10 protein-coding genes are annotated in these 13,738 nt (G+C 64.1%); 6 read left to right on the top strand and 4 right to left on the bottom strand.

Features of this window, described 5'->3' with window-relative positions; translation table 11 throughout:
- Window positions 1-255 precede the first annotated feature (255 nt).
- Window positions 256-2,289 (bottom strand): methyl-accepting chemotaxis protein, encoded by a 2,034-nt coding sequence (locus tag BRA471DRAFT_RS02565; protein ID WP_007604471.1) that lies wholly within the window; start codon window positions 2,287-2,289, stop codon window positions 256-258.
- A 290-nt stretch (window positions 2,290-2,579) separates the two neighbouring features.
- Window positions 2,580-4,619 (bottom strand): methyl-accepting chemotaxis protein, encoded by a 2,040-nt coding sequence (locus BRA471DRAFT_RS02560; protein WP_035973489.1) that lies wholly within the window; start codon window positions 4,617-4,619, stop codon window positions 2,580-2,582.
- A gap of 359 nt (window positions 4,620-4,978) precedes the next feature.
- Between BRA471DRAFT_RS02560 and BRA471DRAFT_RS02555 the strand changes: the two genes are divergently transcribed.
- The 4 genes from BRA471DRAFT_RS02555 to BRA471DRAFT_RS02540 all read left to right on the top strand — a co-directional run bounded on the left by BRA471DRAFT_RS02555 (window position 4,979) and on the right by BRA471DRAFT_RS02540 (window position 10,024).
- Complete coding sequence (locus BRA471DRAFT_RS02555) at window positions 4,979-5,464, top strand: (2Fe-2S)-binding protein (protein ID WP_007604469.1); 486 nt, start codon at window positions 4,979-4,981, stop codon at window positions 5,462-5,464.
- A gap of 84 nt (window positions 5,465-5,548) precedes the next feature.
- A complete protein-coding gene (locus BRA471DRAFT_RS02550) occupies window positions 5,549-7,891 on the top strand; it encodes a xanthine dehydrogenase family protein molybdopterin-binding subunit (protein ID WP_007604468.1) in 2,343 nt (780 codons plus the stop codon).
- A gap of 13 nt (window positions 7,892-7,904) precedes the next feature.
- Complete coding sequence (locus tag BRA471DRAFT_RS02545; RefSeq protein ID WP_007604467.1) at window positions 7,905-8,705, top strand: xanthine dehydrogenase family protein subunit M; 801 nt, start codon at window positions 7,905-7,907, stop codon at window positions 8,703-8,705.
- A gap of 209 nt (window positions 8,706-8,914) precedes the next feature.
- Complete coding sequence (locus BRA471DRAFT_RS02540) at window positions 8,915-10,024, top strand: CaiB/BaiF CoA-transferase family protein (protein ID WP_007604466.1); 1,110 nt, start codon at window positions 8,915-8,917, stop codon at window positions 10,022-10,024.
- 215 nt (window positions 10,025-10,239) lie between these two features.
- Here BRA471DRAFT_RS02540 and hppD read toward each other — a convergent pair whose 3' ends face one another.
- Window positions 10,240-11,355, bottom strand: coding sequence for a 4-hydroxyphenylpyruvate dioxygenase (hppD, locus tag BRA471DRAFT_RS02535; protein ID WP_007604465.1), 1,116 nt, complete (start codon window positions 11,353-11,355; stop codon window positions 10,240-10,242).
- 121 nt (window positions 11,356-11,476) lie between these two features.
- On the opposite strand from hppD, the gene BRA471DRAFT_RS02530 reads away from it, so the two are divergent.
- On the top strand, window positions 11,477-11,956 hold the full coding sequence (locus BRA471DRAFT_RS02530; RefSeq protein ID WP_007604464.1) for an Lrp/AsnC family transcriptional regulator: 480 nt from the start codon (window positions 11,477-11,479) through the stop codon (window positions 11,954-11,956).
- A 73-nt stretch (window positions 11,957-12,029) separates the two neighbouring features.
- Entirely contained in the window at window positions 12,030-12,341 is a 312-nt protein-coding gene (locus BRA471DRAFT_RS02525; RefSeq protein ID WP_007604463.1) for a DUF1272 domain-containing protein, read from the top strand.
- 119 nt (window positions 12,342-12,460) lie between these two features.
- Here the strand turns inward: BRA471DRAFT_RS02525 and fahA are convergent, their stop codons facing one another.
- Window positions 12,461-13,732 carry a fumarylacetoacetase gene (gene fahA, locus BRA471DRAFT_RS02520; RefSeq protein WP_007604461.1) on the bottom strand — a complete coding sequence of 424 codons (1,272 nt, stop codon included), beginning with the start codon at window positions 13,730-13,732 and terminating at the stop codon, window positions 12,461-12,463.
- Between the last annotated feature and the right edge of the window lie 6 nt (window positions 13,733-13,738).

The following is a 13,738-nucleotide window of genomic DNA, read 5'->3' as shown; positions in this document are numbered from 1 at the left end:
ATGACGAAGGAGCGCGACGCTGCCGCAGACGCAGCGCACACCAGTGGAGCGGCAAGAGTGGAGCTGAATCGGGCGTTCGGGAGGGAGTGAGCGCCGGGTCGTCCTGGACAAGCGCAGCGCCGATCCAGGATCTATGACCCCGGGAAGCGGTTTGGCGATGATCCGGAGTTGGCAGTTCGCCCGACAACTCCTCCTTGGGGTAATGGGTCCTGGCTTTTGCCAGGACGACGGCGGAGTGCGTGGCGCGCTTCGAGCCTACGCTGCCCGGATATTCCCCATGAAGCGGTCGAGCTCGGCGCGCAGGCGGGTGCTTTCGGACGACAGTGTCTTGGCCGAATGCAGCACCTCTTCCGAGGCCGAGCCGGTCTCGGCGGCGCCGCGGTTGACCTGGCCGATGTCGGTGGCGGCGGTCTGAGTGCCCTGCGCAACCGTCTGGACGCTGCGCGCGATTTCCTGCGTCGCCGCGCCTTGCTGCTCCACTGCGCTCGCAATCGACGTCGAGATCGACGAGATCTGGCCGATGGTGGCGCCGATCTCCTTGATCGCCGCAACCGACTCGGCCGTCGCCCCTTGCATGCCCGTGATGTGCGAGGAGATTTCGTCGGTGGCCTTCGCCGTCTGGCTCGCCAGCGACTTCACTTCGCTGGCGACAACTGCAAAGCCGCGCCCGGCTTCACCGGCGCGTGCCGCCTCGATCGTCGCATTCAGAGCGAGAAGATTGGTCTGCTCGGCGATCGCCGTGATGAGCTTGACGACTTCGCCGATCTGCTGGGCGGCATGCGAGAGCTTGCCGATGCGGTTATCGGTCTCCTTTGCCTGCACCACGGCAGCTTCGGCAATACGGCTGGAATCGCGGACCTGGCGGCCGATCTCCTCGACGGAGGCCGAGAGCTCTTCGGTCGCGGTGGCGACCGACTGCATGTTGCTGGAGGCCTGCTCGGAGACGTCGGCGACCTGGCTCGACAGGCTCTGGGTGGTCTCGGCGGTGCGGGTCAGCGTCGAGGCCGCCGATTCCAGCTGCACGGCGGAAGCCGAGACGTTGGAGACGATGGCGCCGACCGCGCTCTCGAAATCGTCGGCGAAACGAATCAGTTCGGAACGACGGCTTGCGGCCTGCTCCCTGTTCTGAAGTTCGTTGGCGGCGGCATCGCGCTCGGCCTTGGCCACGGCCTGCACCTTGAATTCTTCCACCGCGCCGGCCATCTCGCCGATCTCGTCCTTGCGGCCCAGGCCCGGCAGCACGACGTCGAAATTGCCCGCGGCAAGCTCGCGCATTGCCTTGCACATCGCGATCATCGGACGCGAAATGCCGTTGCCCAGCATCAGGGCGAGCGCAGCGCCGACGGCCAAGCCGCCCAGCGCCATCATCAGCATCAGCCGCTCGGTCTCGCCGATGGTGGCATTGGCGTTGACCTCGATGCGCTGCTGATCCGTCGTCAGCTCCGACCGCAGCTCACCCGAGAGCTTGAGAATGGACGCGGCCGTCTTGGTCATCTCGCCGTTCAGCTTGACGATGACCTTCACGTTCTCGGTCAGCTTTGAAAAGGAGGCGCGGTACTGCTTGAGGAGATTGCTGATCTCGGTGACGCGGTCGGTGATCTTCTGGTCGTTGGCATAGATCGAGACCAGCAAGGTCTCCAGAAATTTGATGCGGGCGGTCACGCCGTCGGCGGTCTTCGGCTCCGGCTTGGCGACGAAAGCGCTGACCGAGGTGGAGACCGCAAGGTATTGCGAGGTGATGTCCTTGGCCGTGCTCTGAACCGAGTTCAGGCCCGCCAATGCCGCGGTATCGGCAAGATCGTCGAACTTGAAGCGGATCTTGTTGCCGACGCTGTTGAGCTCATCGGTCGCGATCTTGTTGTTGTCGCGCGTCAGCGTGATGATCTCGCCGAACACCTTGGTAAAGCTCTTGAAGTCGGCCTCGAGCTTGCCGACCTGCTCGCGGCGCGCGGCGCCCGTGGTGGCCGCCGCCGACTTGGCGATCGCGGCCCTCAAATTCTCTTCGGCTGCCTTGGCCGCGGTCTCGTCATCCGCCGCGCCGGTCAGCGTGTAGGCCCGGGCCAGCCCCTGATAGGCGATCAGCTCGCGATCGACCGTCCGCGCAAGGTCCGCTTCGGCGACGCTGGAGCGGTAGGAGGCCACGGCGGCCTGGATCCGCTCGAAGCCGAAATACGCGAAAGCCATGCTGACGGCGAGGATGGCGAGCACCGCCACGAAGCCGAGGATGATTTTTGCGCGAAAACGCAAGGTGAGCAGCTTCGATATGGTCGGCTTCGACTTGACGGGCATTCCCCACCCCATTCCATTCGCGGAAAACCAGGCGCAGCCCGGAAGCAGCCCGCTTCCTGACGCGTGAGCACGGTAAATGGCAAAGGATAAGCTGCGGTAAATTTGTGGCGCCGCAACCGGCGGTTAGGTGACGCTGGGTCTCGCCGTCCTGAACAAGCGGAGCGCCGATCCAGGATCTATGACCCCAGGGAGCAGTTTGGCGATGACTCGGAGTTAACAGTTCGCCCGACAACTCCGGCTTGGGATAATGGGTCCTGGCTTTCGCCAGGACGACATTGGCGGGAATGCCCCTACGCTGCCCGGATATTCCCCATGAAGCGGTCGAGCTCGGCGCGCAGGCGGGTGCTTTCGGACGACAGCGTCTTGGCCGAATGCAGCACCTCTTCCGAGGCCGAGCCGGTTTCGGCGGCGCCGCGGTTGACCTGGCCGATGTCGGTGGCGGCCGTCTGAGTACCCTGCGCAACCGTCTGGACGCTGCGCGCGATTTCCTGCGTCGCCGCGCCTTGCTGCTCCACTGCGCTCGCGATCGACGTCGAGATCGACGAGATCTGGCCGATGGTGGCGCCGATCTCCTTGATCGCCGCAACCGACTCGGCCGTCGCCCCTTGCATGCCCGTGATGTGCGAGGAGATTTCGTCGGTGGCCTTCGCCGTCTGGCTCGCCAGCGACTTCACTTCGCTGGCGACAACTGCAAAGCCGCGCCCGGCTTCGCCAGCGCGCGCCGCCTCGATCGTCGCATTCAGAGCGAGAAGGTTGGTCTGCTCGGCGATCGCCGTGATGAGCTTGACGACTTCGCCGATCTGCTGGGCGGCATGCGAGAGCTTGCCGATGCGGTTATCGGTTTCCTTTGCCTGCACCACGGCAGCTTCGGCAATACGGCTGGAATCGCGGACCTGGCGGCCGATCTCCTCGACCGAGGCCGAGAGCTCTTCCGTCGCGGTGGCGACCGACTGCATGTTGCTGGAGGCCTGCTCGGAGACGTCGGCGACCTGGCTCGACAGGCTCTGCGTCGTCTCGGCGGTGCGGGTCAGCGTCGAGGCCGCCGATTCCAGCTGCACGGCGGAAGCCGAGACGTTGGAGACGATGGCGCCGACCGCGCTCTCGAAATCGTCGGCGAAACGAATCAGTTCGGAGCGGCGAGCAGCGCTCGCTTCCTTGTTCTGGGCCTCGTTGGCGGCGGCATCGCGCTCGGCCTTGGCCACGGCCTGCACCTTGAATTCTTCCACCGCGCCGGCCATCTCGCCGATCTCGTCCTTGCGGCCCAGGCCCGGCAGCACGACGTCGAAATTGCCCGAAGCAAGCTCGCGCATCGCCTTGCACATCGCGATCATCGGACGCGAAATGCCGGTGCCGAGCAGGAAAGCGAGAACCGCGCCGAGCAGCGTGCCGCCGACGGCCAGCATCAGCACCAGTTGCTCGGTCTTCCCGATGGTCGCCTCCGATTCGGACTCCAGCCGCTGCTGTTCGGCAACGAGGTCCGCCTTCATGGCGGTAGCACCCTGAAGGATCGCGCCGGCCGAACCGCTCATCTCGGTGACGAGATCGTCGATCATCTTGGCATTGGCGATCAGCTTCTCCAGCGATCCCCGATAGGCACCGAGCAATTCCTTGGCGTCCTTCAGGCCGGCGACGATCTTGTCGTCCATGGAATAGACCGCGTTGAGCGAGTTCTCGACGAATTTCAGCCGCGCCAGCGCGCTGGTCGCGATCGCCTGGTCGGATGTCAGCACGAAATTGGTCGCCGCCGCGTTCGCGGTCTGGAATTGGGCATTGACCTGCTTGGTCCCGAACTCGATCGCCTGCGCCTCGGAATCGGAGGCGTTGTTACCGATGTCGTCGAGCTTGTATTTCAGGAGGTTGGCGTTGCGCATGAGCTGGTTCTGCACCAGCAGCGCGCTGTCACGCTTGGCCTGGAGGACCTTCGCGAAGGTCGCGGAGAAGTTGGAGAACTCCTTGGCGAGCTTGCCCAGGCTCTCCTGGCGCGCCGGCATCTTGGCGCTCTTGACCGCCTGGTCGATGGCGCTCTTCAGGCCGGTCTCCGCGTCCAGCGCCGTCTTGGCGTCGTCCTCCTTGCCGGTGACGACGAAATATTTGACGGCCGAGCGATAGGCGAGCAGCTCCCGGTCGATATTACGGGCGAGATCGGCCTCGGTGACGCTGCTGCGGTAGGACCCGACCCCGGACGAGACCCGCTCGAAGCCAAAATAGGAGAAAGCCATGCTGCCGGCGGAGATCACCAGCACGGCGGCAAAGCCCAGAATGATCTTGGCGCGGAACCTGAGGGTCGGCATTATTGTGCGCTTCGACGAAAACGCGATACGCCCGGACATTCCCACCCCCATTTTCATTCAGCCGCGATCCGGTGGCGTCCCGCCCCCCTGACCTAGCTGAGCAAAACTAAGGCAGAATCGATAAGGGGCGGTAAATTCGGTGCGCCCGCGGAGTTTTCCGGCTCTATCGGCCAAGGCGAACTGAAAAGGCGAACTGCATAGGGATATAGAGGCTGGCATCCCAGCTGCGCCCCGGGGCCGTGCCCCCATCCGGTCGACTCGGCCACCCCCCACCAATGCTGGCCATTCCGGATCAATGACTTTTCCATGACGCGGGCGACCAAAATCGTAGTTGCAAAGTTCCGGGTCGCTGTCTCTAATTAGAAACAATCAAAATCGACCCCGGGGAGGATTCAACCGTGTCTACAGTCAAACTGACGGTGAACGGCAAGGCTGTTGCCGTCGACGTCGAGGACCGCACGCTGCTGGTTCAGCTGCTGCGCGACCACCTCAACCTCACCGGAACCCATGTCGGTTGCGACACCAGCCAGTGCGGTGCCTGCGTCGTTCATATGGACGGCAAGGCGGTCAAATCCTGTACCATGCTGGCCGGCCAGGCCGACGGCGCCAGCATCACCACGATCGAAGGCATCGCCAAGGGTGACGAGCTGCACCCGATGCAGGCCGCCTTCCGCGACAATCACGGCCTGCAGTGCGGTTATTGCACGCCGGGCATGATCATGTCGGCGATCGACATCGTGCACCGCTATGGTGGCCAGCTCGACGAGGCCACCGTCCGCCACGAGCTCGAGGGCAACATCTGCCGCTGCACCGGCTACCACAACATCGTCAAAGCCGTGCTGGACGCGGCAAGCCGCATGAAGGTCTCGCAGGCAGCCGAGTAATCGGCGCGCCTCGAAGAAAGAACCATCGCCGCCGCTTTCGAGGGAAAGCGCGGTCAAGACAAATTCCGGTCGGGAGGACCAGACATGGGTGTTGAAGGCATTGGCGCAAGCGTCGTGCGCAAGGAAGACAAGCGTTTCATTACAGGCAAGGGCCGCTACGTCGACGACATCAAATTGCAGGGCATGACTCATGCCCATTTCATCCGCAGCCCGCATGCGCATGCCAGGGTGAAGGGAATCGATTCCTCCGCCGCGCTGAAGATGCCGGGCGTGGTCGCGGTGCTGACGGGACAGGAGATCGTCGACGACAAGGTCGGCAACCTGATCTGCGGCTGGGCCATCACCTCCAAGGACGGCAGCCCGATGAAGATGGGCGCATGGCCGGCGATGGCGCCGGAGACGGTGCGCTTCGTCGGTCAGGCCGTCGCAGTCGTGATCGCCGAGAGCAAAAATCTCGCACGCGACGCGGCCGAAGCCGTGGTCGTGAACTACGAAGAGCTGCCCGCGGTCGCCGACGTCCACGCGGCGATCAAGTCCGGCGCGCCGCAGCTGCATCCCGAAGCTCCCGGCAACCAGGTCTATGACTGGGTGATCGGCGACGAGGGCGCCACCGATGCCGCCTTCGCCAAGGCCGCCAACGTGGTGAAGCTAGACGTCACCAACAACCGTCTCGCGCCGAACGCAATGGAGCCCCGCGCGGCGATTGCCGATTACGATTCGGCGGAAGAGCACTTCACGCTCTACACGACGTCGCAGAATCCGCACGTCGCCCGCCTCGTGCTGTCGGCGTTCTACAACATCGCACCCGAGCACAAGCTGCGCGTGATCGCACCCGATGTCGGCGGCGGCTTCGGCTCAAAAATCTTCATCTATCCCGAAGAGATGGTGGCGCTGTGGGCCTCGAAGAAAGTCGGCCGGCCCGTGAAATGGACCGGCGACCGCACCGAAGCCTTCCTCACCGATGCGCATGGCCGCGACCACGTCACCCACGCCGAGATGGCGTTCGACGCCAACAACAAGATCACCGGATTGAAGGTGAAGACCTACGCCAATTTCGGCGCCTACATGTCGCTGTTCTCGTCGTCGGTGCCGACCTATCTCTACGCGACGCTGCTGTCGGGCCAGTACAACATCCCGGCGATCCATGCCGAGGTGGTCGGGGTCTACACCAACACCACGCCGGTCGACGCCTATCGCGGCGCCGGCCGCCCCGAGGCGAGCTATCTGATCGAACGTCTGATGGAGACGGCGGCGCGGCAGTTGAAGGTTGATCCGGCCGCGCTGCGCCGGACCAACTTCATCACCCAGTTCCCGCATCAGACGCCGGTGATCATGGCTTATGACACCGGCGACTTTAACGCCTCGCTCGACGCCGCAATAAAGGCGATCGACTATGCCGGCTTTGCCGGGCGCAAGGCCAAGGCGAAAGCCGACGGCAAGCTGCGCGGCATCGGCGTGTCCTGCTACATCGAGGCGTGCGGCATCGCGCCGTCGAAGGCCGTCGGCAGCCTGGGCGCCGGCGTCGGTCTCTGGGAGTCCGCCGAAGTCCGCGTCAACCCGGTCGGCACCATCGAGGTCCTGACGGGATCGCACAGCCACGGCCAGGGTCACGAGACCACGTTCTGCCAGCTCGTCGCGGAGCGGCTCGGCGTTCCCATCAGCCAGGTCTCGATCGTCCATGGCGACACCGACAAGGTGCAGTTCGGCATGGGCACCTATGGCTCGCGCTCGGCGGCCGTCGGCCTCACCGCGATCCTGAAGGCAATGGAGAAGATGGAATCCAAGGCCAAGAAGATTGCCGCGCACGCGCTGGAAGCCTCGGAAGGCGACATCGTCATCGAGAACGGCGAGTTCAAGGTCGCCGGCACCGACAAGGCGATCGCCTTCCCGATGGTCGCGCTCGCGGCCTACACCGCGCACAATCTGCCTGACGGGATGGAGCCGGGCCTGAAGGAGAGCGCCTTCTACGACCCGACCAACTTCACCTTCCCGGCCGGCACGTATATCTGCGAGCTCGAGGTCGATCCCGGCACGGGCAAGACCTCTTTCGTCAACTTTGTCGCAGCCGACGATTTCGGCCGGCTGATCAACCCGATGATCGTCGAGGGGCAGGTCCATGGCGGTCTTGTGCAAGGCATCGGACAAGCGTTGCTCGAGCACGCGATCTACGACGCCAACGGGCAGCCGGTCACGGCCTCGTTCATGGACTACGCCATGCCGCGCGCCGACGACGTTCCCTCGTTCAACCTCTCCCACACCACGACGCTATGCCCGGGCAATCCCTTGGGCATCAAGGGTTGCGGCGAGGCCGGCGCGATCGGGGCATCAGCGGCCGTGATCAATGCGATCACGGACGCGATCGGCAAGAACAATCTGGAAATGCCCGCGACCCCTGACAGGGTGTGGCGCACGATCCACGCGGCTTAAGGGAGGAACGAAGATGTACCAGACCGTTTATCATCGCGCGTCCTCGGTTGACGAAGCCGTCAGCCTGTTCTCCAAGAGCAGCGAAGCAAAGTTCCTTGCCGGCGGCCAGACGCTGCTGCCGGTGATGAAGCAACGCCTCGCCAGCCCGTCCGACGTCATCGACCTCGGCAAGATCAAGGAGCTGCAGGGCGTCGAACTCTCGGGCGACGTACTGACCATCAAGGCCGGCACGACCTATTTCGACATCATGCAGAATGCCGATGTGAAGAAAGCGATTCCCGCGATCGCCTATCTCACCTCGGTGCTCGGCGACCCCGCCGTGCGCTATCGCGGCACGATCGGTGGCTCGATCGCCAACAACGATCCCGCCGCGGATTTTCCCGCCGCGCTGCTCGCGCTCGGCGCCACCGTGAAGACCAACAAGCGGTCGATTACGGCGGATGACTTCTTCCAAGGCATGTTCACGACGGCGCTGGAGGACGGCGAGCTCATCACCGCCGTGTCGTTCCCGGTTCCGGCGAAAGCAGGCTACGAAAAGATGCGCCACCCGGCGTCTCGCTTCGCGCTGACCGGCGTGTTCGTGGCGCAGACGAAATCGGGCGACGTTCGGGTGGCCGCCACCGGCGCCTCCCAAAGCGGCGTGATGCGGGTCCCGGCCATCGAAACGGCGCTGAAGGCGAATTGGTCGCCGTCGGCGATCGACGGCGTGAGCATTTCGGCGAGCAATCTGCTGGCCGATATCCACGGCACGGCGGAGTACCGCGCCAACCTGATCAAGGTGATGGCGCAGCGCGCGGTGGCTGCCGCACGCTGATCATCGCGCTCTAGCGCCTCAACACAAATCTTCCGCGGCGCGCACTTCGGTGCGCGCCGTTTTTATTTTGGCCATGCGGCACGAAAACCGCTTGCCTCGCTGGCGCGAAGGCGAGAAAAGTTAATCAGCCAATTGACTCGCCCACAGAGGAATGTCCGAGGCGATTGCCGAACAATCGGCATCCGCCCGCGACCCGAGGAAATAACAGCGTGCTCGACAAATCAGCCCCCACCTCCTCCGTTCGCACCTCCGGCCCGCTCGCAGGTTTCCGCATCGTCGAATTCGCCGGCATCGGACCCGGCCCATTCGCCTGCATGATGCTGGCCGACATGGGCGCCGAAATCGTCACGCTCGATCGGGTCGGCGCCAGGAAGAACATGAAGTCGGTCGCAGGCCGCGGCCGCAAGGTGGTCGAGCTCGACCTCAAGGACAAGACGGCGATCGCGGAGGTGCTCGATCTGCTTGCGAATGCCGACGCGCTGGTCGAGGGTTTCCGTCCCGGCGTGATGGAGCGGCTCGGCCTCGGGCCTGATGTGGTGCTCGCGCGCAATCCAAAGCTGGTCTACGGCCGCATGACAGGGTGGGGCCAGCAAGGCCCGCTCGCCAATGCCGCCGGCCACGACATCAACTATATCTCCATCACCGGCGCGCTCGCCGCGATCGGCACGAAGGAAGCGCCGGTGCCGCCGCTCAACCTCGTCGGCGATTTCGGCGGCGGCGCGCTCTACCTCGTCGTCGGTGTGCTTGCGGCGCTGCTGGAGGCCTCGCGGTCAGGCAAGGGGCAGGTCGTCGATGCCGCGATGTGCGACGGCGCGGCATCGCTGATGTCGTTCTTCTTCGACATGGCTACGCTCGGCCGCTGGACCGAAGGCCGCGACGAGAACTTCCTCGACGGCGGCGCGCATTTCTACGGCGTCTACGAATGCGCCTGTGGCCATTTCGTCTCGATCGGCTCGATCGAGCCGCAATTCTACGCGCTGCTGCGCGAGCACGCCGGCCTGACCGACGCCGATTTCGACGCGCAGATGGACCGCAAGGCCTGGCCCGCGCTGAAGGAAAAACTGAAGATGGTGTTCAAGAGCAAGACGCGCGAGGACTGGTGCAAGATCATGGAAGGCACCGACATCTGCTTTGCGCCGGTGCTGACCATGTCGGAAGCGACCAAGCATCCGCACATGGTCGCCCGCAACGTCTTCGTCGAGCGCCACGGCGTGAAGCAGCCGGCCCCGGCGCCGCGCTTTTCGCGGACGCCATCGGCGGTGCGCGAGCCGGAAGCAGCGGAGATCGACGCGGTGACGAAGGCGTGGGCGGAGCGTTAGGAGCTGCAAGATCTCCGCTGCCGCACCACACTCCGCCGTCGTCCTGGCCTAGTGCGCAATTGCGCACGGGGGCCAGGACCTATAGCCACGAAACGTGGTTTGACGAAGACCCGGAGTTACCAGCTCGCCCACCGATCGCTCCCTGGGCTAATGGGTCCTGGCTTTCGCCAGGACGACGGCTGTGTTTGACGCCGCGGCGCGCCTAAATAGCGCGCCTACGCCGCATCCACCTTCAGCACCCCGCGCCGGATCTGGTCCTCCTCGATCGATTCGAACAGGGCCTTGAAATTGCCTTCGCCAAAACCGTCGTCGCCCTTGCGCTGGATGAACTCGAAGAAGATGGGGCCGATCGCATTGGCCGAAAAGATCTGCAGCAGCACCTTGGTCTGGCCACCGTCGACCACGCCTTCGCCGTCGATCAGGATGCCGTTCTTCTGCAGGCGCGCGAGGTCCTCGCCATGCTCAGGCAGGCGCGCGTCGATCCGCTCGAAATAGGTCTCGGGCGGCGCCGGCATGAAAGGCAGACCGGCCTCGCGCAGGCCCTCGATGGTGCTGTAGATATCGCGGCAGCCGCAGGCGATGTGCTGGATGCCTTCGCCGCGATAGATATTCAGATATTCCTCGATCTGGCCGGAATCGCCGGCGTCCTCGTTGATCGGAATCCGGATCTTGCCGTCGGGGCTCGTCAGCGCCCGCGAGAACAGGCCCGAGGCGCGACCCTCGATGTCGAAGAAGCGGATCTGGCGGAAGTTGAAGAGCTTCTCGTAGAAGCCGGTCCAGACATCCATGCGTCCGCGGTGGACGTTGTGGGTGAGGTGATCGAGATAGAACAGGCCGGCGCCGGCGGGACGGGGATCGCGCACGCCGAGCCATTCGAACTCGCTGTCATAGGCCGATCCCTTGGCGCCATAGCGATCGACGAAGTAGAGCAGGCTGCCGCCGATGCCCTTGATCGCGGGGACATCGAGCGTCTTCTGCGCGGAGGACACATCGGCAGGTTCGGCGCCGAGCGAAATCGCGCGGTCATAGGCCGCCTTCGCATCGACGACGCGAAACGCCATCGACGGCGCGCACGGGCCGTGCGCGGCGACGAAGTCGAAGCCGTGGGTGCCGGGCTCCTCGTTGACGAGATAGTTGATGTCGCCCTGGCGATAGACCGTGATGGACTTGGTCCTGTGACGCGCGACGGGCGCATAGCCCATCAGCTTGAACAGCGCGTGCAACTCTTTCGGATCGGGATGCGCATATTCGACGAACTCGAACCCGTCGGTGCCCATCGGATTGTCGACGCTGATCGTGGCCGGCGGTGCATCGTGCGGAAACGGACCCATGCTGCTCTCCCAAATTGCTGCTGGAAGGAACTATCCTTCATGGGACGCGCAAAGGGCGTGCAAATGAGACGTCTTTTGATTAAAATATGCACAGTCTGTGCATGAAATGGATGAATTACGCATGATTCCGGTGGACGCCTTCGACCTCAAGATCCTTGCCGCGCTCCAGGACGACGGCCGCCTCACCAACCAGGAACTCGCCGACCTCGCCGGGCTCTCGGCCTCGCAATGCTCGCGGCGACGGATGCGGCTGGAGGAGGAGAAGGTGATCGCGGGCTATCATGCCGATCTCTCCAGCGAGGCGCTCGGCTTCGGCGTGATCGCCTTCATCCAGGTCACGCTGGCGACCCACTCGCCGGACAATTCCAAGCGGTTTCGGGCTCTGGTCAACCGCATCGACGAGATCCAGGAGGCCTATTCGCTCACGGGCGACGCCGACTATGTGCTGAAAGCCGTGCTGCGCGACCTCAAGGGTCTCTCCAATCTCGTCAACGACGTGCTGATGCCGCACCAGAGCGTGGCGCATGTGCGCTCCTCGATCGTGCTCGACAGGCTGAAGGAGAGCACGCGGCTGCCGCTGAAGGAATTGAAGGCTGGCTGAAATCGAGGGAACTACGGCATTCGCGCTGCCCGCACGATCTGCGATGATCCCGGCCAATCTGCGGAGACTGAGCATGGCCCTCCAGCTTCGACCGAACTGCGAATATTGCGACCGCGACCTGCCCCCGAACGCAACTGATGCGCGGATCTGCTCTTATGAATGCACGTTCTGTGCGGACTGTGTGGAAACGAAACTCTCCAACGTCTGCCCGAACTGCGGCGGCGGCTTTGCGCCGCGCCCGATCAGGCCCACGCGGGAATGGCGACCGGGCGTGTGCACGACCAACCAGGCGCCGTCGGACAAGCGGGTGCATCTGAAGTACAGCCCGGAGGACGTCGCCGCGCATTGCGCGCGGGTCAAGGATGTACCGCCGGAGAAGCGGTGAACTCTCTCCACGTCATTGCGAGGAGCCCTTGCGACGAAGCAATCCAGACTGCCTCCGCGGAGAGATTCTGGATTGCTTCGCTTCGCTCGCAATGACGGAGGTCGTTGCGGCAGCGCGCCCTACTCCGCCGCCAGAATCGTCCCTTCGACCTCACCAAACCCGACGCGATAGCCCTTGCCCTGGCACCAGCCGCGCATGACGAGGCTGTCGCCGTCTTCCAGGAATGACCGCTTGATGCCGCCGGGCAATTCGACCGGCTCGGTGCCGTTCCAGCTGATCTCCAACAGGCTGCCGCGCTGGTTCTTCTCCGGGCCGGAAATGGTGCCGCTGCCGAGGAGGTCGCCAACATTCATGGCGCAGCCGGAGGAGGCGTGGTGCATCAGCTGCTGCACCGAGGACCAGTACATATATTTGAAATTGGTGCGGCTGATGCCGGCCGGCGCGTTGGCTCCAGCGGCCCGCAAGGAGATTTCGAGTTCGAGATCGTAGTTCTGCGGCTTGCCCTGTTTGAGGTAATCGAGCGGCACCGGCTCCTGCTCCGGCCCCTTCAGACGAAACGGCTCCAGCGCCTCGCGCGTCACCACCCACGGGCTGATCGAGGTCGCGAACGCCTTGGCGAGGAACGGGCCAAGCGGCACATATTCCCATTGCTGGATGTCGCGTGCACTCCAATCGTTGAGCAGCACGAAGCCGAAGATCATCTCCTCGGCCTGTTGCTCTGTGAGCATCCCGCCCATGGCTGAGGGCTGGCCGACCACGACGCCCATCTCCAGCTCGAAATCGAGCCGCTTGCACGGTCCGAAGCTCGGCGCCTCCACATTCGGCGGCTTGAGCTGCCCGCGCGGACGCTTCACCTTGGTGCCCGAGACCACGACGGTCGAGGCACGGCCGTTGTAAGCGATCGGCATATGGAGCCAGTTCGGCTGCAGCGCATTGTCCTTGCCACGGAACATGACGCCAACGTTAGTGGCGTGTTCTTTCGAGGAATAGAAATCGGTGTAGCCGGAGACCGCAAACGGCAGATGTAGTTTTGCGTCGCGCATCGGCACCAAAGCCTGCTTGCGCAGTTCCTCGTTGTCGCGCAGTTCGGGATGATCGGCACGCAGAAGCTCGCTGATCCGCGCCCGCGTCTTCGCCCAGACCTTTGGCCCCAGCGCCATGAAAGCATTGAGCGACGGGGTCGAGAACACGCCGAGTGGCCCGACGTCGAGCCGGGAGTCCTGCTCGAGCTCCCAGAGATCGAGCACATAATTGCCGATCGCCACGCCGACGCGCGGAGTTGGATTGTCCGCAGTCGAGAACACGCCGTAAGGCAGGTTCTGGATCGGGAATTCGGAGGCGGGATCGACGTCGATGAAGGAGCGGAGGTTGGGATCGTTGGGGTGGGGCATCACTTG

This window comes from Bradyrhizobium sp. WSM471, from assembly GCF_000244915.1.
GTDB lineage: Bacteria > Pseudomonadota > Alphaproteobacteria > Rhizobiales > Xanthobacteraceae > Bradyrhizobium.
This window is presented reverse-complemented; position numbering and strand designations above follow the sequence as displayed.

Coding starts and splice junctions, on each gene's coding strand:
- BRA471DRAFT_RS02550 (WP_007604468.1), top strand. CDS start 5,549: ATGGGTGTTGAAGGCATTGGCGCAAGCGTCGTGCGCAAGGAAGACAAG.
- BRA471DRAFT_RS02530 (WP_007604464.1), top strand. CDS start 11,477: ATGATTCCGGTGGACGCCTTCGACCTCAAGATCCTTGCCGCGCTCCAG.
- BRA471DRAFT_RS02525 (WP_007604463.1), top strand. CDS start 12,030: ATGGCCCTCCAGCTTCGACCGAACTGCGAATATTGCGACCGCGACCTG.
- hppD (WP_007604465.1), bottom strand. CDS start 11,355: ATGGGTCCGTTTCCGCACGATGCACCGCCGGCCACGATCAGCGTCGAC.
- BRA471DRAFT_RS02560 (WP_035973489.1), bottom strand. CDS start 4,619: ATGTCCGGGCGTATCGCGTTTTCGTCGAAGCGCACAATAATGCCGACC.
- fahA (WP_007604461.1), bottom strand. CDS start 13,732: ATGCCCCACCCCAACGATCCCAACCTCCGCTCCTTCATCGACGTCGAT.
- BRA471DRAFT_RS02565 (WP_007604471.1), bottom strand. CDS start 2,289: ATGCCCGTCAAGTCGAAGCCGACCATATCGAAGCTGCTCACCTTGCGT.
- BRA471DRAFT_RS02545 (WP_007604467.1), top strand. CDS start 7,905: ATGTACCAGACCGTTTATCATCGCGCGTCCTCGGTTGACGAAGCCGTC.